The organism is Thalassobaculum litoreum DSM 18839, assembly GCF_900102465.1.
Lineage (GTDB): Bacteria > Pseudomonadota > Alphaproteobacteria > Thalassobaculales > Thalassobaculaceae > Thalassobaculum > Thalassobaculum litoreum.
The window spans coordinates 88473-109052 of the sequence record NZ_FNBW01000001.1; the positions used below are offsets into that span (position 1 = coordinate 88473).

General features: G+C 66.8%; 18 protein-coding genes. 4 read left to right on the top strand and 14 right to left on the bottom strand.

Annotation, left to right across the window (positions count from 1 at the left end; translation table 11 throughout):
- Window positions 1-214: 214 nt before the first annotated feature.
- On the top strand, window positions 215-1915 hold the full coding sequence (locus BLS34_RS00350) for a thiamine pyrophosphate-binding protein (RefSeq protein ID WP_093147348.1): 1701 nt from the start codon (window positions 215-217) through the stop codon (window positions 1913-1915).
- Between the two features lie 85 nt (window positions 1916-2000).
- Here BLS34_RS00350 and BLS34_RS26595 read toward each other — a convergent pair whose 3' ends face one another.
- The 8 genes from BLS34_RS26595 to lptF form a co-directional block, all read right to left on the bottom strand.
- A complete protein-coding gene (locus BLS34_RS26595) occupies window positions 2001-4094 on the bottom strand; it encodes a methyl-accepting chemotaxis protein (protein ID WP_139189038.1) in 2094 nt (697 codons plus the stop codon).
- 238 nt (window positions 4095-4332) lie between these two features.
- Window positions 4333-4833: a GNAT family N-acetyltransferase gene (locus tag BLS34_RS00360; RefSeq protein WP_051243790.1), complete on the bottom strand. Its 501-nt coding sequence runs from the start codon at window positions 4831-4833 to the stop codon at window positions 4333-4335.
- A complete protein-coding gene (rsmA, locus tag BLS34_RS00365) occupies window positions 4833-5726 on the bottom strand; it encodes a 16S rRNA (adenine(1518)-N(6)/adenine(1519)-N(6))-dimethyltransferase RsmA (RefSeq protein WP_084618655.1) in 894 nt (297 codons plus the stop codon). Before rsmA ends, BLS34_RS00360 begins: the two co-directional genes overlap by 1 nt.
- A complete protein-coding gene (pdxA, locus tag BLS34_RS00370) occupies window positions 5723-6727 on the bottom strand; it encodes a 4-hydroxythreonine-4-phosphate dehydrogenase PdxA (protein ID WP_093147352.1) in 1005 nt (334 codons plus the stop codon). The genes rsmA and pdxA overlap by 4 nt, the downstream gene beginning before the upstream one ends.
- A complete protein-coding gene (locus BLS34_RS00375) occupies window positions 6720-8006 on the bottom strand; it encodes a peptidylprolyl isomerase (RefSeq protein ID WP_093147354.1) in 1287 nt (428 codons plus the stop codon). Before BLS34_RS00375 ends, pdxA begins: the two co-directional genes overlap by 8 nt.
- Before the next feature lie 88 nt (window positions 8007-8094).
- The gene (locus BLS34_RS00380; RefSeq protein WP_175474052.1) at window positions 8095-10257 is read right to left on the bottom strand and encodes an LPS-assembly protein LptD; all 2163 of its coding nucleotides are present in this window, start codon (window positions 10255-10257) and stop codon (window positions 8095-8097) included.
- The gene (gene lptG / locus BLS34_RS00385; protein ID WP_028793013.1) at window positions 10254-11351 is read right to left on the bottom strand and encodes an LPS export ABC transporter permease LptG; all 1098 of its coding nucleotides are present in this window, start codon (window positions 11349-11351) and stop codon (window positions 10254-10256) included. The genes BLS34_RS00380 and lptG overlap by 4 nt, the downstream gene beginning before the upstream one ends.
- Window positions 11352-11355: 4 nt before the next feature.
- Window positions 11356-12483 carry an LPS export ABC transporter permease LptF gene (gene lptF / locus BLS34_RS00390; RefSeq protein WP_038013396.1) on the bottom strand — a complete coding sequence of 376 codons (1128 nt, stop codon included), beginning with the start codon at window positions 12481-12483 and terminating at the stop codon, window positions 11356-11358.
- Window positions 12484-12623: 140 nt separating this feature from the next.
- On the opposite strand from lptF, the gene BLS34_RS00395 reads away from it, so the two are divergent.
- Window positions 12624-14099, top strand: coding sequence for a leucyl aminopeptidase (locus BLS34_RS00395; RefSeq protein ID WP_093147358.1), 1476 nt, complete (start codon window positions 12624-12626; stop codon window positions 14097-14099).
- Between the two features lie 265 nt (window positions 14100-14364).
- Here the strand turns inward: BLS34_RS00395 and BLS34_RS00400 are convergent, their stop codons facing one another.
- Complete coding sequence (locus BLS34_RS00400; RefSeq protein ID WP_028793016.1) at window positions 14365-14991, bottom strand: histidine phosphatase family protein; 627 nt, start codon at window positions 14989-14991, stop codon at window positions 14365-14367.
- A gap of 94 nt (window positions 14992-15085) precedes the next feature.
- Between BLS34_RS00400 and BLS34_RS00405 the strand changes: the two genes are divergently transcribed.
- Both BLS34_RS00405 and BLS34_RS00410 read left to right on the top strand, forming a co-directional pair.
- Entirely contained in the window at window positions 15086-16294 is a 1209-nt protein-coding gene (locus tag BLS34_RS00405) for a pyridoxal phosphate-dependent aminotransferase (RefSeq protein ID WP_093147360.1), read from the top strand.
- Window positions 16295-16358: 64 nt separating this feature from the next.
- Entirely contained in the window at window positions 16359-16628 is a 270-nt protein-coding gene (locus BLS34_RS00410) for a hypothetical protein (protein ID WP_093147362.1), read from the top strand.
- Here BLS34_RS00410 and BLS34_RS00415 read toward each other — a convergent pair.
- The 5 genes from BLS34_RS00415 to BLS34_RS00435 all read right to left on the bottom strand — a co-directional run bounded on the left by BLS34_RS00415 (window position 16612) and on the right by BLS34_RS00435 (window position 20514).
- Window positions 16612-17157 (bottom strand): PAS domain-containing protein, encoded by a 546-nt coding sequence (locus tag BLS34_RS00415; protein ID WP_093147364.1) that lies wholly within the window; start codon window positions 17155-17157, stop codon window positions 16612-16614. The two genes, BLS34_RS00410 and BLS34_RS00415, sit on opposite strands and share 17 nt — an antisense overlap.
- A gap of 201 nt (window positions 17158-17358) precedes the next feature.
- Entirely contained in the window at window positions 17359-17922 is a 564-nt protein-coding gene (locus BLS34_RS00420) for a PAS domain-containing protein (protein WP_093147366.1), read from the bottom strand.
- Window positions 17923-18030: 108 nt separating this feature from the next.
- A complete protein-coding gene (locus BLS34_RS00425) occupies window positions 18031-18792 on the bottom strand; it encodes a sulfite exporter TauE/SafE family protein (protein ID WP_093147367.1) in 762 nt (253 codons plus the stop codon).
- Between the two features lie 19 nt (window positions 18793-18811).
- Window positions 18812-19294 carry an RNase A-like domain-containing protein gene (locus tag BLS34_RS00430; RefSeq protein ID WP_093147369.1) on the bottom strand — a complete coding sequence of 161 codons (483 nt, stop codon included), beginning with the start codon at window positions 19292-19294 and terminating at the stop codon, window positions 18812-18814.
- 8 nt (window positions 19295-19302) lie between these two features.
- Complete coding sequence (locus tag BLS34_RS00435) at window positions 19303-20514, bottom strand: NADP-dependent isocitrate dehydrogenase (protein WP_093147371.1); 1212 nt, start codon at window positions 20512-20514, stop codon at window positions 19303-19305.
- Window positions 20515-20580 lie beyond the last annotated feature (66 nt).

Here is a 20580-nt window from a genome sequence, read left to right on the forward strand (position 1 = left end):
GTTCGGTTCGGACCCGTCCGCTCGCGCCGGCACGAGGCCGGGGTGTGCGTGGGAGGGGAGAGACGGGGAGCACAGCGCCAATCATCTTGTTTCCAATCGCCCCATTCCGGAAACGCAGCCGTGCCCGAGGCGGCGCATCCGGCGCCATGCATGTCTGGTCCTTCTGCCGGACCCTCGGTTATTGTCGCGCCTTCATCAACGGAAGGATCTGAGAATGGCGAGTGACGGCGACAATCGGCCGACCGGTGCGGAGGCCATGGTGCGCATGTTGGAAGCCCATGGCGTAACCCATATGTTCGGGCTGTGCGGCGACACGACGCTGCCGTTCTACGACGCCCTGGCCCGGCTCGACCACAACATCCACCACATCCTGACCCGCGACGAACGCCACGCCGCCTACATGGCCGACGGCTATGCCCGCGTCACCGGCAAGCCCGGCGTCTGCGAGGGCCCGTCCGGCGGCGGTGCCACCTACATCCTGCCGGGCCTGGTGGAGGCGAACGAGAGCTCCGTGCCGATCCTCGCCATCACCACCGACGTGTCGACCACCGCGCGCGGCCGCTATCCGCTGACCGAGCTGGATCAGGTGTCGATGATGCGGCCGCTGACCAAGTGGAACACCAGCCTGGACGATTCCAGCCGCCTGCCGGCGATGATGCGCACCGCCTTCCGGGCGATGACCACCGGCCGGCCGGGTGCCGTCCATCTGGCACTGCCCTTCGACACCCAGAAGGGTTATGTGGACGCTGGCGAGCTCTGGGCCGATCCGCGTCACCAGACTTACCCGGCGGAACGGGCCGGCGCCGATCCGGACGCGATCCGCGAAGCCGCCGCGATCCTGGCCAAAGCCAAGTCCGCCGTCGCCATCTGCGGCGGTGGTCCGGTGATCGCCGGAGCCGAGGCGCCGCTGGCCCGGCTGGCGGACCTTCTCGACCTGCCGATCGCCACCACCGTGTCGGGGCAGGGGGCCATCGCCGAGACCGATCCCCGCGCCGTCGGCGTGGTCGGCACCAATGGCGGCGTGCAGTCGACCCGCGACGTGGTGGAGGCGGCCGATGTGGTGCTGTTCATCGGCTGTCGGGCCGGCTCGGTCACGACCGAGCGCTGGCGCTGGCCGTCGACCGACAAGACCATCATCCATATCGACAGCGACCCGATGGTGATCGGCGCCAACTACTCCACCGCCGTGGCGATCTGCGCCGATGCCCGTCTGGCGCTGGACGCGCTGGTGGCAGAGCTGGAGGGCCTGTCGGGCCTCGCCCAGCAGAACGGGGCCGAGCGCGCCGCCGCCGCCTGGCAGGGCAAGCTGGACGCCTATGGCCCGCTGGCGGCGAGCCGGGACCGGCCGATCAAGCCGGAAGTGGTGATCCAGGGGCTGATGGACATCCTGGATGACGACGCGGTGATCGTCGCCGATCCGGGCACGCCATGCCCGTATTTCTCCGCCCATTACCGCTGGCGCATTCCGGGTCGGCACTTCATCACCAACCGGGCCCACGGCGCGCTCGGCTACGCCCTGGCCGCCGCCATGGGGGCGCAGGTCGGCCGGCCGAACTCCCAGGTCCTGGCGGTCATGGGCGACGGCTCCTTCGGCTTCTGCTGCGGCGAGTACGAGACGATCGTGCGCAACAAGCTGCCGATCAAGTCGGTGGTGTTCTCCAACGCGGTCTATGGCTGGATCAAGGCCGGCCAGGAGTCCGGCTTCGGCCAGCGGTACTACAATGTCGACTTCAACCGCACCGACCACGCGGCCGTGGCCAGCGCGTTCGGCGTGAAGTCCTGGACCGTGGAGGATCCGGCCGACTTCGCCTCGGTGATGAAGCAGACGCTGGAGCATGACGGCCCGACCCTGGTCGACGTCATCTCCCAGCCGCTGCACGAGGCGGCGGCCCCGGTCTCGGAGTGGATCGCCTGATCCGCCCCTGAACAGGTAGCGAAAAGGCGAACAGCCCCGGATTGCGGTCCGGGGCTGTTGTCGTTCGTGATCCGGCCCGGAGTTTTTAGAGAGCCTGCACCGAGCGGATGAACTGGCCGACCTCGGTCTCCAGGGTCGACGACTGTTTGTTCAGATCGCCGGCGGCCGACAGCACCTGGGAGGCGGCTTCGCCGGTATGGCGGGCGGCATCCGAGACACCGGAGATGTTGCTCGACACCTCGGTGGTCCCGCGGGACGCCTCGTTGACGTTGCGGGCGATCTCCTGGGTGGCGGCCGTCTGCTCTTCCACGGCCGCGGCGATCACGGTGGCGATCTGGTTGATCTCGCCGATGACCTTCACGATCTCCTGGATCGAGGTGACGGAGCTCCGGGTCGCGGTCTGCATCTCCTCGATGCGGCCGCTGATCTCCTGGGTGGCGCTGGCGGTCTGGGTCGCCAGAGCCTTCACCTCGGACGCCACGACCGCGAAGCCCCGGCCGGCCTCGCCGGCACGGGCTGCCTCGATCGTGGCGTTCAGGGCCAGCAGGTTGGTCTGCTCGGCGATGTCCTGAATGAGGCGGACGACGTCGCCGATCGCCTGACTGGACACCTCGAGCCCCTGAACCGTCTCGTTGGTCTTCGAGGCCGCATCCACGGCCCGGCCGGCGATCTGGGTAGCCTGCTCGAGTTCGCGACCGATCTCCGCGATCGAGCTGGTCAGCTCCTCCGCGGCGGCGGCGGCGCTTTCCACGTTGCTCGATGCCATCGACGATGCCCGCACGACGGTCGAGGACTGGGATTCGGTGCGCTCGGCGGTCTCGGTCATCGATTGCGCCGATGCCTGCATCTCGGTGGCGGAGGACGACAGGCGCTGGATCAGATCCGCGACCACCTTCTGGAAGCCGGCGATGATCTCCTGCATGGCCTGGGCGCGCTTCAGCTTGGCCTCGGCTTCCGCCTTGGCCGCCTCGTCGCTCTCGCGCTGGCGCAGCAGGGCCAGCTTGAAGGTCTCCAGGGTCCCGGCCATGCCGCCGATCTCGTCCTTGCGGTCGAGATAGGGGACGTCGGCATCCAGATCGCCACCGGAAATGTCCCGCATGGTCCGGGTCATGTTCTGGATCGGGCCGGTCACGCGGCGACGGATCACCTGCAGGCTGACCATGCCGAGGATGACCAGGCCGACCAGCAGGGCGCCGACCAAATAGACCACCATCCAGTTCGCCGCGGCCTCGTCGCCCGCATATGAGATGGTGAGGTCCAGGGCGGTCATGCAGATCGCCACAAGGTCGTTCAGCACGCGGCCGTTGAGCGCCTCCCAGGCGTCCCGGTCGACCGTGTCGGCCTTGCCCTCGGTGATGGCGGTCTCGACCGCCTCGCGCTTCTGCGGGAACTCCTTGGTGACGCTGTCGGTCGCCTTGGCCATGTCGGTCTTCAGCGCCGGCTGCATGCCGGGGCGGGCCATCAGTTCGCTGAGCTGCTGCCAACCGGCCTGACCCTTGCCGCGGAGCTGATTGATCTTCGCCCGCGAGGCGTCGGTGAACGCGCCCTCGCCGATCGCGGCCTGGATCGCCGTCGCCTCCAGACCGACCGCGTCGCGGGTCAGATAGGCGGCGTCCTTGATGGACACCAGCTCGGCGATGACCGGATCGACCATCCGCATCTGCGCGCCCAGCTCGCTCGAGATCGTCTCGAACTGGTTGATGATGCTGGTGGACGCCTTGCGCCATTCATCGGCCAGGCCCTGCGGGCGCGCCGAGAGCGGCTGCTTCAGGGCGGCGTCGACCTTCTGGCGCAGCGTCTCGATCTTTGCCAGGTCGCTTGCCAACGTCTGGTCGGTCACCGCCTGGGCACAGGTAATCTCGGCGCAGAGATCGATCAGGGTCTTCGTGGCGGGCAGCGACGCGGTGCGGACATCGTTCACGGATTTGAGGAAGTCGGCGCTCGCGGCGTCGGTGGCCTTGAGCATGTTGACGACCGGACCACGCTCGCGCCGGGTATTCTGCAGGGCGACGAACGTCTCCTTGAGCGCCTCTGCCGACTGTACGACCTTGCCGGACCTGTGCGCGTCGACAACGGCCACAGTCATCGTGCGCACCCCGAACGCCGCCACGATAAGCAGGAGCGCTCCGTAGAGGCACATCAGCAGCATTGAGATGCGCACATTTTTAAACAAGTTCACCGACAATACTCCTTGTATGCTGAAGACTGGCCCATTTAAGGAAAGGCTGTCGTGTTCCAGACAAAGAGTATTAAGTGTTTATCTGTTAATATTTCATTATGGAGCGATCGGTGAGCGTTACTGAAAATAACGCTTAGAGTCTGCGGCTAAGAAAGGAAAAACCCGAATGCCCGGATGTTTTAAAGTGGTAATTTAATCAATCGTTAAGCATGTAGCTGGCGGTTTTCGACTGAATCCATCACTTGAGATCGAGCTTCATGCCGACGTGAGAGGCGTGGAAGCCGAGCGCCGAATAAAACTTCTGCGCATCGGTTCGGCGGGCGTCGGTGGTGAGCTGAACCAGGCCGCACCCCGCCTCCCGCGACCGGTCGATGGCGTCGCGCATCATCGTCTTGCCGAGCCCAAGGCCCCGGGCGGAGGAGGCGACGCGGACCCCTTCGATATTGGCGCGTGTCATGCCTTCTCGGCTGATCCCGGCGATGAACGTGACCTGAAGGCAGCCGATCACCGTTCCGGCCCGTTCGGCGACGAGATAGACGTTGCCGCCCTGGGCGGTCATGGCCCGGTGGGCGTCGACATAGCTCCGGGGCAACGGATCCTCCAGGCGTTCGCGGGTCTTGCCTAGGGGATCGTCGATCAGCAACGCGATGATGGCGCGCAGGTCGTCCTCTCCGGCCGGACGGATCGTCACGTCGTTGTCGTAGTGGCGGGTCTCGGCCAGGATCGTGTCGGACTGCATCAGGCGTTTCCATCCGGTGGGGTGAGTGCGGTATAGGCGTTGGCCAGGCGGCAGAATTCCTCGACCGTCAGCCGTTCCGGACGCAGGGTCGGGTCGAGATCGGCCGCCCTGATCAGCGCATCGCCGCCGAGCCGCTTCAGGCTCTGCCGCAGCATCTTGCGGCGCTGGGAGAAGGCGGCCTCGGTGATCGTCTCCAGGGCGGTGCGGTCGGCGGGCGCAAGCGGCGCGGCCCGCGGCACCAGGCGCACGACGCTGGACCAGATCTTCGGCGCTGGAGTGAAGGCGGTGGGCGGCACGTCCATGGCCTTGCGGGCCTCGCACAGCCAGGTGACCAGCACGGTGAGCCGGCCATAGGCCTCGCTTCCCGGGGCGGCGGTCAGCCGGTCGGCAACCTCGCGCTGGAACATCAGCGTGAGGGACTCGAAGGCCTGGGGCGTGCGCAGCCAGATCAGCAGCAGGCGGGTGCCGACATTGTAGGGGAGGTTGGCGACGATCCGCCTCGGCGCCGGGCCGAGTGCGGCGAGATCGACCTTCAGGGCATCGTCCTCGATCAGGGTCAGCCTGCCGGCGGAGGCCTCGATCAGCGGCGCGAGGACCTCGGCGGCGCGGGCGTCGCGCTCGATCGCCACCACATGGCCGGCTCCCTCCAGCAGCAGGCCGCGTGTCAGGCCGCCGGGTCCGGGCCCGACCTCGATCGTGGTGCCGATGGACAGATCCCCGGCCGACCGGGCGATCCGACGGGTGAGGTTGAGGTCGAGCAGGAAGTTCTGGCCCAGCGACTTCCGGGCGGACATGCCGGCGGCGGCGATCGCCTCGCGCAGGGGCGGCAGGGCAGCGACCTGAGCAGCCACCTGCGCGGCAACCTGGGCGTCGTCGTCGGAGGGCTGGGTCATTGCGCGGTGGCGCGGCGGCGCGACATGGCGCGGGCCAACTCGACGGCGGCTCGCAGGCTGTCGATCCGCGCCTTGCCGGTGCCGGCAAGGGTCAGGGCCGTGCCGTGGTCGGGGGAGGTGCGCACGAACGGCAGGCCCAGAGTGACATTGACCCCGCCCCAGAAATCCAGGGTCTTGATCGGGACCAGGACCTGGTCGTGATACATGCCCAGGACCACGTCGTAGGTCGCACGCGCCTCCTCGTGGAACAGCGTGTCCGCGGGCAGGGGACCGCGGGCGTCGATTCCTTCGGCGCGCAGGGCGGCCACGGCGGGGGCGATGATGTCACCGTCCTCGCGGCCCAGGGCCCCGCCTTCGCCGGCATGGGGGTTGAGGCCGGCAAGCGCCAGACGCGGCTGCGCGATGCCGAAATCGCGCTGCAGGGCAACGGCGGTGATCCTGGCGGTCGTGACGATCTTCCCGGTGGTGAGCTGACGCGGCACCTCGGCGAGGGGAATATGGATGGTGACCGGCACCACCTTCAGCTCGGGCGACGCCAGCAGCATCACCGGAACCACATTCGGGCCGGAGAGCGCCGCGAGGTATTCGGTGTGGCCCGGATGGGCGAACCCGGCCTGATAGAGGGTTTCCTTCTGAATCGGATTGGTGACCACGGCCGCCGCATCCCCGGCCCGCACCAGGGCGACCGCGCGGGTGATGGCGTCGACCGTGGCCGGCCCGTTCGCCGGGTCGGGCCGGCCGGGAACGCTCTGTGCGGGGAAGGCATGGCGCAGGACCGGCAGGGCGTTCGGAAACGCCGTGACCGCTTCGCGCGGATCGTCGATCGGCGTCAGCGCGGCGGCGATGCCGAGCAGCCGCGCCCGGGCCGCCACGCGCTCCGGGTCGTCGATCAGGAAGAAGGCCGGCGTCTCCGCCGTACGGACCGCCCACAGGCCGAGCGCAAGATCGACGCCGACGCCGGCGGGCTCCCCGGGGGTGACGGCGAGAGGGGCGTCAGACACGGGTTTCGATGAAGGCGGCCTGGCGCAGGTCGCGCAGATAGCGCTGGGCGAGCACCTCGAAGCGCTGGTTCTCGAGCTGCCGGCGGATCTGCGCCGGATCCGGCAGGTTGCTTTCGGGGGCGGTGCGCTCGCAGACCATGACGGCCATGACGCCGTTCGGCAGGTCGATCGGCGCCGACGTCTCGCCGACCTGAAGATCGGCCACTTGCGTGCGCAGGTTCGCGGGCAGCTCGGCCACGCGCGACGTCCCGAGATCCGGGGCCACCGGGGAGCCGGCCTCCTTGGCCAGCGTCGCCAGCTGGTCGCAGCTCGTCGCCTGGGCGGTGACGGCCCGCACGGCCTCCGTCTGGGTCCGGCGCTGCTCGGCGTCGTCGCTGGGGCGGACCGGCAGGAACACCTGGCTCAATCGGATCTCCGCCTGACCCGGGTCGGGCTTGGCCAGCACCCGCGTGTCGGAAACCTGCAGGATGTGATAGCCGACGATGGTGCTTATCGGGTCGGAAACGTCGCCGACGGACAGTGTCTCGACCACCTCGGCAAGCTCCGGGGCGAGCTGGTCGGACAGCACCCAGCCGATATCGCCGCCCACATTGGCGTTCGCCGCCTGGGAGAACTGCCGTGCCACGGACCCGAAGGAGGCGCCGCCGCGGATCTGCTCCACCAGACGGTTCGCGAGCTGCACGACCTCGTTCTCCTTCGTGGGATCCTCGATGGTCAGCAGGATCTCCGATACCCGCTTCTGCTCCTTGCCCACATCGGCGGCGAGACGAGCGCGGGTCTCGTCGACCTCCTCGGCGCTGATCTCGACCTGGCTGGCGAAGCGGCGCTGAACCAGTTTGGACCAGAGCAGGTTGGCGCGGAGCTGGCGTTCGACCGTGCCCGGATCGACGCCGAGCTGGGTGATGAAATCGTTGAACTGCCCGGGGCGCAGTCCGTTGCGCGCTTCCAGATCGCTGCGGGCCCGGTCCATCTCGCTCTCGCTGATGCTTACGCTGAGGCGGTCGGCCTCCTGCATCTGCAGCTGTTCGTCGATCAGGTTGCGCAGGACCTGAGGCGCGAGCCGCTGCGCGGTCTCCGAGTTGCGCGGCAGCTGCGAGGTGATGATCACCATCTCGATGCGGTCGCGCAGGTCGCGGACCGAGATGATCTCATCGTTCACGACGGCGGCGATCCGCTGCATCTGCTGGGCGTGCGCCACCGGCGACGACGCCACGGTCATGGCACCTGCGCTTACGGAGACCAGGGCGGCAAGGAACAGCGGGGCAAGGCGTCGAGGCATCGGATCAGCATACTCGTGCGGGCGGAATGGCGGCGAACAATATCAGTGTTGTCGGATGTCCACCAACGCGTTGGGGACACCTTTCGCGTTATTTGCTCTCCAGACCGCCCAGGTGGGTCAGGATGAGCCGGAACATGACCCGGTCATCGGGCTCGATATCCTCGTCGCTGATGTTCGAGCGCTCGAAGTCGATCCCGAACAGGGTGCATTCATCGACATAGGTAAAGCCGAACCGGCCGCGCAGCAACCGGCTGCGCCCCTGGGAAAGGTCGTGGGTCAGGTTGCTGGCGATCCGCCAGTGATCGGTCAGGGTGACGCCGCCATACAGGTCGAGCTGCTCCCGGTCCCCGGTCAGGTCGCTGCTGGCGTTGTCGGCCAGGGTGACGTAGTTGCCGCCGAAATAGAACCGCGGCTGCGAGAAGTTGAAGCCGACCTCGTTGCGGTTCAGCGTCGCGTCCTCGGGATCGAGCCGGAAGCGGTAGGTGAAGGTCAGCGGCCCGCCGGTCGGCCGCACCGACAGGGCGCCGACCACGTCGGAGAGATCCTCCTCCAGCCCCGAGCCTTCCTCGAACGATCCGTCGCCGTAGAACCGGTAGCTCTGGCCGACCAGGATCTCGGTCGATCCGCCGCCATCGCCGTAGACTCCGGCGCGCAGGCCGTAGTTCACGTGGCTGCCGCTGGTCACCCGATCGACGCCCTCATAGCGGTTCAGGCGGAACAGGTTGGTTTCGTCGAACTCGAACGAGCGGCTGTCCTCGTTCGGGATCTCGTCCGGATTGCCGCCCCGCGGACCGAGCACCAACCCGGCGATTGGCTCGATGACCTGGGTGGTGGTGCCGCTGCGCCGGCCCAGCGGGTACTGCCACTTAAGACCGAGCTGGGGAAACGCCCGACCGGTGGTCTCGGTATCGCCGTTCGACAACGCGCTGGCGTCGGTCGCGTAGTAGGCATCCGTCTGCAGGCGGGCGTTCAGGGTGTAGATTTCGCCGGCATCGGACGTGAAGGGCAGCTCCCAGCCGGTCACCGCCGAGGCCCGGCGGGTGTCGCCGCCGCTGTCGCGGGTCAGCGCCAGCAGGCTGGCATCCAGGCTGGTGCGCCCGCCGAAACGGCCGGGCTGGCCGACGTGACTGTATTCGGCCAGCGGCAGGACGATCGGCGTGTCGTCCGGATCGCTGCTGCCGCGCAGGTCCTGGAACTTGTAGGCCGCCACGGAAGTGTAGTTGCGCCCCCGGAAGCCTTCGGCGTACAGCCGGCTGGTCAGCACGTCCGGACCGCCGATGTTATAGCGCCGCAGATAGGTGCGCTGGCTGGCCTGCTCGAAATCGAAGCCGGCCCGCCAGGTCGGGTTCAGGCTGAACTTGCCCTCCCAGTCGGCGTGGCCCTCGAAATCGAACTCGTCGGACTCGCGCTCGTCGGTGCTCTGTTCGACGTAGGCGAGGGAGGTTTTCATGTCGAGCTCGCCGCGCGAGAACCGCTTGCGGTAATCGGTCAGCAGGATGCCGCCCGCCGTGGAGTGCATCCGGGGCTCGACCACCAGGTCGCTGGTCTCGTCGATCACGTAGTAGTACGGCTGGCCGTAGATCACCCCGAGTTCCTCGGAGATCCCCATGGTCGGCGCCAGCAGCCCCGAGCGGCGGTCGACGGTGGGGTCCGGGTGGCGCAGAAACGGGGTGTAGGCGACCGGGAAGCCGTAGAACTCCAGGGTCGCGTCCTCGTAGATGATGTCCTTGGCGACCTCGTCATGGATCACCTTGACCGCCTTGATCTGCCAAAGCGGCGCCTTGGTCGGATCCTCCTTGCAGAGGTCGCAGGGCGAGAACACCGCCTTGTCCAGTTCCTTGCGCTGACCGCCCGTGCGCCGGCCCTGGACCGCGGCGAGGCGGGAGCCGTCGACCAGCAGGCCGCGGAAATTGTTGATCGTTCCGGTCTTCAGCTTGTCGTTCAGCTCGACATAGTCGCTGAACAGCACCTCGCCGGAGGGCTCCATCAGCGACACGTTGCCCGAGGCGATGACCGTATCGGCCTTGCGGTTGTAGCTCACGATGTCGGCGAGCAGGACCCGGGGACCCTGGCTGAGCTCCACATTGCCGCGCGCGGTCACGATGCCGAGAGATTCGTCGTAGACCACCTCGTCCGCCACCAGGAGGACCGGGGTCTCCTCCACGTTCACGTCCTGTGCCGCGACCCGGGCGGTCGAGGCGAGGGCCGATACGAGAACCAGGATGGCGGCAAGGAGCTGTGTGCGGGTCATCCGTCCTCGAGGTGCAAAAGGCTGGTCATGCCGAGCAGCATTGTAACGGTAGCCGGCGTCCATGCCGCCAGAACTTCCGGAATCCTGGCGGAAAGGCCAAGCGCGAAGACGATGTCGGACAGGAAATACAGCAGGAATCCGAAGAACAGCCCGCTGGAGGCCCAGGACAAGGCGTTGCCGCGCCGGGTCAGGCGCAGGGAGAAGGTGGCCGCGATCAGCACCATCGCCGTCATCAGCAGGGGCGAGGCGAGCTCCGCATGCCAGTAGAGCCGGTGCTTGATGGCGGAGAAGCCCGCGTTCTCCAGCACCTCGATGAAGCCGGGCAACTCCCAGAACGACATGGTCTCGGGCGAGGCGAAGCTGTCCTGGATGTTGTCGACGGTTAGGTTGGTCGGCAGGGATATCTCGTCGAGCCGTTCCGGCCGGTTCTGGGCGGTGGTGACGACCACGTCGTGCAGCGTCCAGCTGCCGTCGGCCAGGATCGCCTCGCGGGCGTCGATCCGGCGCTGGAACCGATCCTCGCCGTCGAAGATCAGTACCATGACGTCGCCCAGGCGGGCTTCCTGCTCATGGGCGCTGCGGGCGTTCAGCACGACCTGACGGTCGTCGCTCCGCTCGCGCAGCCACAATCCGCCGGCTCCCACGGACAGGAAGCTGTCGGCCCGGTTGCGCAGGACGGAATCCTCCAGCGCATGGAACCGCTCGATCATCACCGAGGAGATCGGATTGAGGACGGCCACCTTGATCGCGCCGAGGGTCAGGGCGACCATGATCGCCGGCATCATGAACTGCCAGACCGACACGCCCGCCGCGCGGGCGACCACCAGCTCGTTGGTCCGGGTGAGCCGGGAGAACGCGAGCATCGAGCCGAACAGCACGGCGAACGGCAGGATCTGCCGCGCCATGTTGGGCAGCTTCAGCAGCGCCATCTGCAGCAGAATGAGGAAATACGCGTTTTCCTTGCCGGCCCCGCGGCGCAGCAGCTCGATGAAGTCGAGCAGGAACACGATCGCCATGATCGCCGCGAAGGACCCCAGCACCCAGACGGCGAACTGGCGGCCGATATAGCCCGAGAGGGTCCAGGAAAACCGCATGGCGTCAGCCGGCCGCGGCGGAGGACGGGGCGGAGGACGCAGCGGCGCGGTTGCGCAACCGCGTGCGCGACAGCACCAGAAGCGAGATGATGATCGGCAGCAGGACCGCCAGCCACATGGCGGCGATCATCGGCGGCGACTTGGCCGCCAGATACTTGGTGCCGAGCCCGGCCGCCTCGGCCACGCCGGCGAGCAGCACCGCCACGATGATCCGCATCGCCTGTCCGCGTCTGGAGAACTCGCCCGAGAGCAGGACCGCCAGTCCGATCGCGGTGAGGGTCAGGGCCAGCAGCGGGCTGGTCAGCCGCTGGTGCCCCTCGGCGATCAGCTCGCTGACATTGCCGCCGGTGGTCACCGCCTCCGACGGATTGAGGAGTTCGTGGATGAACAGCTCGTTGGCATCGCGGTAGTTGCGCTGTTCCTGCTCGTCGGCGCCGCCGAGATCGATCGTATAGCGGTCGAAATAGAGGATGTTCACGCGCCCGGTCTCGACGTCGCGCTCCTGCCGGCTGCCGTTGGCCATGACCACCCGCGGCCCCTTCGGCGTGCTGACCAGGGCGCCGCGCTCGGCCACCAGGGTGACCGGCTTCGCCTTGTTGCGCTGATCGTGCACGACGATGCCGAGCAGGGTGCCCTCGTCCTCGCGGGTGCGGACATAGACCGTCAGGTCGTCGCCCAGGGTGCGGAACTCGCCCTCGCGCAGGATCAGGTTCTCGAAGTTATGCCGGATCTGCCACTGCAGCTCCTTGAAGCCGCGATAGCTCATCGGCATAAGATAGGCGGTCATCAGGAAGCAGAGCGCGGTGGTGCCGACGGCGACGATCAGGGCGGGCTGCGCCAGCCGCAGCGGGCTGAGCCCGGCCGCCGCCATCACTACCATCTCCCGGTCGGCCGTCATCTTGTTGTAGACGAACAGCACGCTGGCGAAGCTGGCGATCGGCAGCACGATCGACAGCCAGGTCGGCATCAGCATGACGGTGAGATAGACGAAGGTGTGGATCGGCAGGCCCCGGTTGACGATCAGATCGACGAACCTCAGCGATTGGGACAGCCAGATCACACAGGTCAGCGACACTACGATGAACACCATCGCGGTGACGATCTGTCGTACCAGGTAGAGGTTCAACCGCATTCGCGCGCCGGATCGCCAGTCTCGCCTGTATCGCCAAATTCGTTGTGGCGGCGCATGATAGCCGCAAGGAGCGGCGTTGACACCGCACAAGCCAGACGGCTACCCCAAAGTCAGCCTGCCCGCAACCATGGGAGCATTCGATGAAGATCGCCTTCACCAAGCCCGGCCGCCCGAAAAAGGGTGCGGTGGTCTGCGCCGTCATGGAGGGCGGCAAACTGTCGCCCACCGCCCGAGAGATCGATCGCGAGACAAAAGGGCTGATCGGAACAGCGATCGCCGGCTCCCGGTTTTCCGGCAAGGCGAACCAGACGCTGACCGTTTTCACGCCCGCCGGACGGGTGCTGCTGCTCGGCGTCGGCGATCCGGAGAAGATCGACGCAAAATTCGCCGAGACCGCCGGCGGCACCATCTACGCGGCCCTCGCCAACAGCGGTGAGAAGGAAGCCACGGTGATGATCGAGGCGTCGGAGGACAAGCGTACCGAGGTCGCCGCCCATCTGGCCCTGGGCGTCACCCTGCGGTCCTACAGCTTCGACATCTACAAGACCAAGCTGACCAAGGACGACAAGCCGACCCTGGCGAAGGTCACGGTGTCGGTCGACGGCCATACGGAAGCGAAGAAGGTCTATGACGTCGAGGCCGCGGTGGCCGAGGGCGTTGCCTTCACCCGCGATCTGGTGTCCGAGCCGCCGAATGTGCTGTTCCCGGTCGAATTCGCCAACCGGGTCGCCGCGATGAAGGATCTCGGGCTGAAGATCGAAATCCTGGACGAGAAGCAGATGGCCAAGCTCGGCATGGGCGCGCTGCTCGGCGTCGGCCAGGGCAGCGAGCGCGAATCGCGCATGGTCGTGATGCGCTGGGAAGGCGGGCCGAAGAACCAGAAACCGGTCGCCTTCATCGGCAAGGGCGTATGCTTCGACACCGGCGGCATCTCGCTGAAGCCGGCCGGCGGCATGGAGGACATGAAGTTCGACATGGGCGGCGCCGGCGTGGTCTCCGGCCTGATGTGCGGGCTGGCCAAGCGCAAGGCCAAGGCCAACGTCATCGGCGTCATCGGCCTGGTGGAGAACATGCCAGACGGCAACGCCCAGCGGCCGTCCGACATCGTCAAATCCATGTCCGGCCAGACCATCGAGATCATCAACACCGATGCCGAGGGCCGGCTCGTTCTGGCCGACGCGCTCTGGTACACCCAGGACAAGTACAAGCCCGAGTTCATGATCGACCTCGCCACCCTGACCGGCGCCATGATGGTGGCGCTCGGCGAGGAGACCTGCGGCTATTTCGCCAACGACGACACGCTGGCGGGCGAGCTTCAGGCCGCCGCCGACGCGGTCGGCGAGGCGGTGTGGCGGATGCCGCTGGGCGACGCCTACAATAAGATGATGGACAGCGACGTCGCCGACATGAAGAACGCCGGCGCGCGCTGGGCCGGGGCGATCACGGCGGCCTGTTTCCTCGAGCGCTTCGTGAACAAGGTGCCGTGGATCCACATGGACATCGCCGGCGTCACCTGGTCCCGCAAGGACCGGCCGACCACGCCCAAGGGCGCGTCCGGTTTCGGCGTGCGCGCGCTGGACCGGCTGGTGCGGGATCACTGCGAGAAGCAGGGTTAGCCGCTCCGCGGCGAATCCTGTCCCGGCCCTGAGCCGGGAGCGAGAGCAAATGCTGTTGGGGTGCCTGACTTGACCCTCAGGCACTCCGGCAGCCCCATTCCTGGGCCCCGGCGCAGGGCCGGGGAGACGGCTTTTTCATCCCAACCCCTTTCTCATTCCCCGGATTTAGTCCGGGGTCCACCCGTCGGCGTGCCTGATCGGGTGAGGTTTGGGAGGGGGCCAGCGTGGGCCCCGGACTAAATCCGGGGAGTGTTCCTGAGGTGGTTCAGATCCCCGCGGAGACCGTCGCCTCCACATCCACGTCCAGCCGCGCCTCGGTGCCGCCGGTGAGACGGAAATAGGCGTTCTGCGGGCGGTCCAGTGCGAAGGTCTCCTCCTTCGACAGGCCGAGATACAGCCCGCGGAACACCTTGTTCACCACCCCGTGGGCGATCACCACATGAATGCCTGGCGTCGCCTTCAGATGCTCCAGCACCGGGCGCAGCCGGTCCTGCACCATCTGGGTGGACTCGCCGTTGGGATGCTGGAAGTTCCAGGGATCGCGCCGGCGCAGTTCGGCCAGTTCCGGGTGGTCCCGGTCGATCTTGTCCCAGCCGCCATAACCGTCATGGTCGCCCAGGGTGATCTCCTTGAGCCGTTCGTCGAGGGTGATCGCCTCGAAATCGATATCCAGATGCTCGGCGATGATGGCGGCGGTCTGGCGGGTGCGGCCGAGCGGGCTGGCGGTCATCGCCGGCGCGGCGCCGTCCAGCACCTGCTTCAGGTCTCGGCCGATGGCATGGGCCTGGGCGAGGCCGGCATGGGTCAGGGGGGCATCGAGATGGCCCTGCAGGCGGCCGGTGCGGTTCCACACGGTCTCGCCGTGCCGGATGAGGTAGATGGTGCTGTCCATGCGCTTCGATTAGCCCAACCCGCGCGCCGGAAAAAGCCCTATCGCCTGTCGGTTCGATGGGGTATCGGGGGCGCGTTCAATCAGGGAGCCCGGAATGACCGCCGAAACCACGTCCCGTCCGCTTCTGGCCGACCTGCGCCACGATGTCGCCGAACTCGCCGAGACCGACATCGTGCGGGTGTCCGTGCATGGCTGGGGCAAGAAGGACCTTGTGCCGTTCTGGTTCGGCGAGGGCGACCGGTCGACCCCGGATTTCATCGCAAAGGCGGCCTCCGACGCGCTCCTGCGCGGCGAGACCTTCTATACCGACCAGCGCGGCATCAAGGAGCTGCGCGACGAACTGGTGGCCTACACCGCGCGCACCTTCGGCGTGGGCATCGGCGACAGCCAGGTCAGCCTTGTCACCGCCGGCATGTCGGGCCTGTATCTGGTCATGGACATGCTGATCGAGCAGGGCGACGAGGTCGTGGTCGTCGGGCCGGTCTGGCCCAACATCTATTCCACGGTCACCGTGCATGGCGGGACGGTGCGGGACGTGTCGATCACCCTGGAGGAGGATGGCTGGGAGCTGGATCTGGACGCCCTGTTCGCCGCCGTCACCGACAAGACCAAGGCGATCTTCATCAATTCCCCGGGCAACCCGACCGGCTGGTTGATGGAACGGGATCAGCAGAAGGCGGTGATGGATTTCGCCCGGGAGAAGGGCGTGTGGGTGGTGGCCGACGAGGTCTATCACCAGCTCGTCTTCGACCGCGACGTGGCCCCGTCCTTCCTGCAGGTGGCGCGCCCGGACGACCGGCTGATCGTGGTGAACTCGTTCTCCAAGTCCTGGATGATGACCGGATGGCGCCTCGGCTGGCTGACCCATCCGGCGGAGCTGGCGCCGGTGATCGCCAAGCTGGTGCAGATCACCACGTCGGGCGTGCCGCAGTTCCTGCAGCGCGGCGCGATCGCCGCCCTGCGCGAGGGCGATCAGGTCATCCGGGACCTGCGGGCCCAGTGCCAGGCCGGCCGCGACATCGTGTTCGACCGGCTGGAAGCCTGGCCGATGGTGCGAGCCGCCCGGCCGAAGGCGGCGTTCTACGCCTTCTTCGCCGTCGAGGGCATGAGCGACAGTCTGGAGATGGCCAAGCGGATCATCGACGAGGCCAATGTCGGTCTGGCCCCGGGCAGCGCCTTCGGGCCGGCGGGCGAGGGGTATCTGCGCCTGTGCTTCGCCGCCAGCCCCGAGACCTTGAAGAAGGGGCTGGACCGGCTCGAGCCGATCCTGGGCAAGGGCGCCGATCAGGGCCGCGGGGACTGACGGCGGCCGGAAACTCGGCTATCCTGCTCCAAGGCTGATCCGAGGCTGATGCGGAGGGATTTCCATGGCGATGCGTCCGACAGGTCCCGACGACTCCCGCATCCCGGCCCGCACGGGCGGCCGGGCGGTCGGCCCCGCGCGGGTCAACACCCCGCCGGCCCCGGCTGCCCCGATACCGGCCGAACGTGCCGCCCCGACCCGGGCGTATCGTCTGAAGACGGCGACGACCGAGGCGGAGATCGAGCGTCAGATCCAGCGGCTGATGGTGCTGATCGCCAACGACAACATCGACCCGGACGCACCGCCGGGCAGCTATCTCAACCTGCTTCTCTGATCCGCTCCAGCGGCGCGCCGTCCAGCGAGGTGAAGACGTCCAGATCCGCCTCCGGCGCGGGCGGGCGGGCGGACGGGTTGGGCCAGCGCGAGGCCGCATAGACCGTGCAGCCGATGACGATCCGCGGTCGACCCTTGGCGTCCATCAACGGCAGGACCAGCCGTTCTCCGGTGCCGTACCGGTCGAGATGGCGGTAGATCCGTCCCCGCGAATAGAACGCCACGGGCGTTCGGCAGACCGCCTGGTAGCGGTTCCGCAAGGTCTCCGACAGCGCGCGATCGTGCACCTCGCCGAGGGTCCTGTGGCGCGTCGGCGTGGTGAACATCGCCAGGATCTCCTCACCGGCCAGCCGGTAGACGAAATCGCGGGTCTCGTCCTCCCAGTGGAGCTTCCAGATGCTGGGCAGCAGGGGGCCGATCTCGGTCGGATCGAACGCCGCATTTTCGGGAATACCGCCGGAGACCCTCAGGCCGGTCCAATAATCGAAGAACTGAGCGATACGGCGGTCTCGGCACAACGGGAACGACATCGCGCTTCCCTCATCCACTGGGCGGTTTGCCTCGGATCACGGAACCAAGGGTGCTGCCGATCTCGGATCCCAACAAATTAAAAACTTTCATTATATGTCGATAAAATGTGCTTAAAAGAGTCTTAAACTGTCAAGCAGGCGAATTGATCTCTTAAGAAACACTCTTAAGTAATTGAATTAAAATAAAAAAACAGGAAGGTTTCAGAAGGAACCGGAGGTGACCTTCGCCACTTCGCTGGCAATCGGATCTCCGTCCAGCGTGAGAAAACGCCGGATTTCCACATCGTCTTCCCCGGGGACGGTGCCGCTACGGTCCGCACTCGAAATCACCCGGTAGTCGGTGCAGCCGAGGACGACGGGGCCGCTGCCATCACGGTCCAGGAACGGGAGGATCAGCCGTTCCCCCACACCATACCGGCCGATGCGGATATAGACGGTTCCCGTGGAGTGATAGATGCAGCGCTCGGCGCAGATTCGCGTGAAACGGTCGCGCAGGTTGGCGGCGAGGCATTCGGGATAGATCTCGTGCAGGCTGCGTCGATGCATCGGCCGACCGTTGGTCGTCAGGATGGCGTCTCCGGCGACCCGGTAGACGAAGTCGCCGACGTCTTCCTTCCAGCCGGCCATCCAGAGATTGGGCATCAGATCCGCCACCTGGAGCGGGTCGAACGCCGCGATCCCGGGCACGCCGCCACGGCTGCGAAGCGCGGTCCAGTAACGGAACAGGCGGCCAATCCGTTCGCTCGACGAAGTCGGGAGCGTCATCGCTGAAATCCGGTTCAATGAATTTTATCACTCGGCAGCCGACAATACGGCGCTCACTCTTTAATATTGCAGTGCAGCAATTAACATATCCCGACGCCATTGTCGCGGTCATCGAACGAGATGCGGCACGACCATGGTGACACCCGAAAATCCGAGCAGAATCAACAGGACACGGGCGAATGCCTGGTCGTCGATGCGGCGATAGACCCGGAAGCCGAGCCAGCCGCCGAGCCAGGCCGCGGGCAGGGCCACGAGAAAGAGTTGCCCGACCTCGACTGTCAGCCGCCCCGCCATCGCATAGCCGGTCAGGGTGGCGATATGCATGGCCGTGTTGAAGAGCTGGAACACGCTGCGCTGGCGGTCCTTCGGCCAGCGCCGCAGGGAACACCAGATCGTGGGCACCACGCCGGAAAGCCCGGCGAACCCGCCCAGCACGCCGCCGGCCCAGCCGATCAGACCGTCGACCGTCCGGTTCTCAATCCTGACGGAGGGCATCCGCCGGCTGGCCAGGGCGCTGGTGGCGTAGACGATCAACACCACGCCGGCGAACAGACGGAAGGTATCCGGCGACATCCGGCTCAGCAGCCACACGCCCAGCGGCACGCCGATCACCCCGCCGATGACGAAGGGGACGGCGGCGCGCCAGTCCAGACGGCGCCAGAGCATGGGCATGATCTGAAGCTGCACGGCCAGGGAGCAGGCGACGATCAGGGGCGAGATCAGCGGCGCCGGGACGATATGGGTGTAGATGCCGAGCGTCGTGGCGGCGAAGGCGAAGCCGGCGAGCCCGCTGGCGAGGCCGCCCAGCAGGGCGCCCCCGGCGACGGCGGCGATCAGCAGCGGCGCCAGCCCGGTCATCGGCTCGATCACCGGCGGAAACCGCCGGGTATCACTGGTGCGTGGTCGGGTAGGCTGTGAGGAGGTGGCACCGCCCGGTACCGTCGGCCATCACGAACAGCCGCAGACCGTGCGCCGGAACCGCCGCCGCCGTTCCCCGCTGCACGAGCCGGCCGATCGGCTGCTCGAAGGCCATGCGGATCTCGGCGACGTCGCCGCCCTTGGCCTTGGTCGCCCAATCGTCGAGGTCGGTCTTGTCCGGCGACAGGGCGAGGCCGATCACCTGGCGGGCGGTGACGCGGTCTGGAAAGGAACTGGCGGCGGAAATCTTCGGTTCGCGGCTGAGCCGGTCGATCAGCCAGGCATCGCTCTTGGCGACGTGGCGGTCGACGGTGTGACCCCCCTTGGTTTCCTGCTCGAGGAGCCACCCGTCCTTGAATTCACCGGGGACGCATTCCGCGGTAGCCGCCGCGCTCAGAGAAACGAGTGCCGCCGCGACGACCGCGGCGGCAGCAACCAGTGAACGTGGCGACATCTGTGTCCTCAGCTCATGGCCTTTTGCAAATTCTCGTCCAGCTTGGCGAGGAACTGCTGCGTGGTCAACCACGGCTGATCGGGGCTGATCAGCAGGGCCAGATCCTTGGTCATCGCGCCGCTTTCCACGGTGTCGATGCAGACCTTCTCCAGCTTCTGGGCGAACTCGGCCACTTCCGGCGTGTCGTCGAACTTGGCGCGGAAGGACAGGCCCCGGGTCCAGGCGAAGATCGACGCGATCGGGTTGGTCGAGGTCTCCTTGCCCTGCTGGTGCTGGCGGAAGTGACGGGTCACCGTGCCGTGCGCGGCCTCGGCCTCGACGGTCTTTCCGTCCGGCGTCATCAGCACCGAGGTCATCAGGCCGAGCGAGCCGAAGCCCTGGGCCACGGTGTCGGACTGCACGTCGCCGTCGTAGTTCTTGCAGGCCCACACGAAGTTGCCCGACCACTTCAGGGCCGAGGCGACCATGTCGTCGATCAGGCGGTGCTCGTAGACGATGCCCTTGGCGGCGAACTTCGACTTGAACTCAGCCTCGAAGATCTCCTCGAACAGGTCCTTGAAGCGGCCGTCATAGGCCTTGAGGATCGTGTTCTTGGTCGACAGGTAGACCGGCCAGCCGAGATCGAGGCCGTAGTTGAAACAGGCCCGGGCGAAGCCGCGGATCGAGTCGTCCAGGTTGTACATGGCCATGGCCACGCCGCTGCTCGGGAAGTCGTAGACCTCCCGGGTGATCGCCTCGCCGTTCTCCGGCTGGAAGGTGATGGTCAGCTTGCCCGGACCGTCGACCAGGAAGTCGGTGGCGCGGTACTGGTCGCCGAAGGCGTGACGGCCGATGACGATCGGCTGGGTCCAGTTCGGCACCAGGCGCGGGACGTTCTTGCAGATGATCGGCTGACGGAACACGGTGCCGCCGAGGATGTTGCGGATCGTGCCGTTCGGCGACCGCCACATCTTCTTCAGGCCGAACTCCTCGACGCGCGCCTCATCGGGGGTGATGGTCGCGCACTTCACGCCCACGCCGTACTCCTTGATGGCGTTGGCGGAGTCGATGGTGATCTGGTCGTCCGTCTTGTCACGGGCTTCGACGCCGAGGTCGTAGTACTTCAGGTCGATGTCGAGATAGGGGAAGATCAGCTTGTCCTTGATCATCTGCCAGATGATCCGGGTCATCTCATCGCCGTCGAGTTCGACGATCGGCTTGGCTACTTTGATCTTCGCCATTGGGCGCTCCTGCACATGTTTGACGGGTCGGTACTTCGGTGAGGTCGGCCGCACAATATCACCGGC

What these genes read in the sequence shown, in the direction of transcription:
- BLS34_RS00430 (WP_093147369.1), bottom strand. Translation starts at nt 19,294, where the DNA reads ATGTCGCCACGTTCACTGGTTGCTGCCGCCGCGGTCGTCGCGGCGGCA.
- BLS34_RS00375 (WP_093147354.1), bottom strand. Translation starts at nt 8,006, where the DNA reads ATGCCTCGACGCCTTGCCCCGCTGTTCCTTGCCGCCCTGGTCTCCGTA.
- BLS34_RS00400 (WP_028793016.1), bottom strand. Translation starts at nt 14,991, where the DNA reads ATGGACAGCACCATCTACCTCATCCGGCACGGCGAGACCGTGTGGAAC.
- lptG (WP_028793013.1), bottom strand. Translation starts at nt 11,351, where the DNA reads ATGCGGTTTTCCTGGACCCTCTCGGGCTATATCGGCCGCCAGTTCGCC.
- BLS34_RS00350 (WP_093147348.1), top strand. Translation starts at nt 215, where the DNA reads ATGGCGAGTGACGGCGACAATCGGCCGACCGGTGCGGAGGCCATGGTG.
- BLS34_RS00410 (WP_093147362.1), top strand. Translation starts at nt 16,359, where the DNA reads ATGGCGATGCGTCCGACAGGTCCCGACGACTCCCGCATCCCGGCCCGC.
- BLS34_RS00380 (WP_175474052.1), bottom strand. Translation starts at nt 10,257, where the DNA reads ATGACCCGCACACAGCTCCTTGCCGCCATCCTGGTTCTCGTATCGGCC.
- BLS34_RS00405 (WP_093147360.1), top strand. Translation starts at nt 15,086, where the DNA reads ATGACCGCCGAAACCACGTCCCGTCCGCTTCTGGCCGACCTGCGCCAC.
- BLS34_RS00360 (WP_051243790.1), bottom strand. Translation starts at nt 4,833, where the DNA reads ATGCAGTCCGACACGATCCTGGCCGAGACCCGCCACTACGACAACGAC.
- BLS34_RS00395 (WP_093147358.1), top strand. Translation starts at nt 12,624, where the DNA reads ATGAAGATCGCCTTCACCAAGCCCGGCCGCCCGAAAAAGGGTGCGGTG.
- lptF (WP_038013396.1), bottom strand. Translation starts at nt 12,483, where the DNA reads ATGCGGTTGAACCTCTACCTGGTACGACAGATCGTCACCGCGATGGTG.
- BLS34_RS00435 (WP_093147371.1), bottom strand. Translation starts at nt 20,514, where the DNA reads ATGGCGAAGATCAAAGTAGCCAAGCCGATCGTCGAACTCGACGGCGAT.
- rsmA (WP_084618655.1), bottom strand. Translation starts at nt 5,726, where the DNA reads ATGACCCAGCCCTCCGACGACGACGCCCAGGTTGCCGCGCAGGTGGCT.
- BLS34_RS00420 (WP_093147366.1), bottom strand. Translation starts at nt 17,922, where the DNA reads ATGACGCTCCCGACTTCGTCGAGCGAACGGATTGGCCGCCTGTTCCGT.
- BLS34_RS00415 (WP_093147364.1), bottom strand. Translation starts at nt 17,157, where the DNA reads ATGTCGTTCCCGTTGTGCCGAGACCGCCGTATCGCTCAGTTCTTCGAT.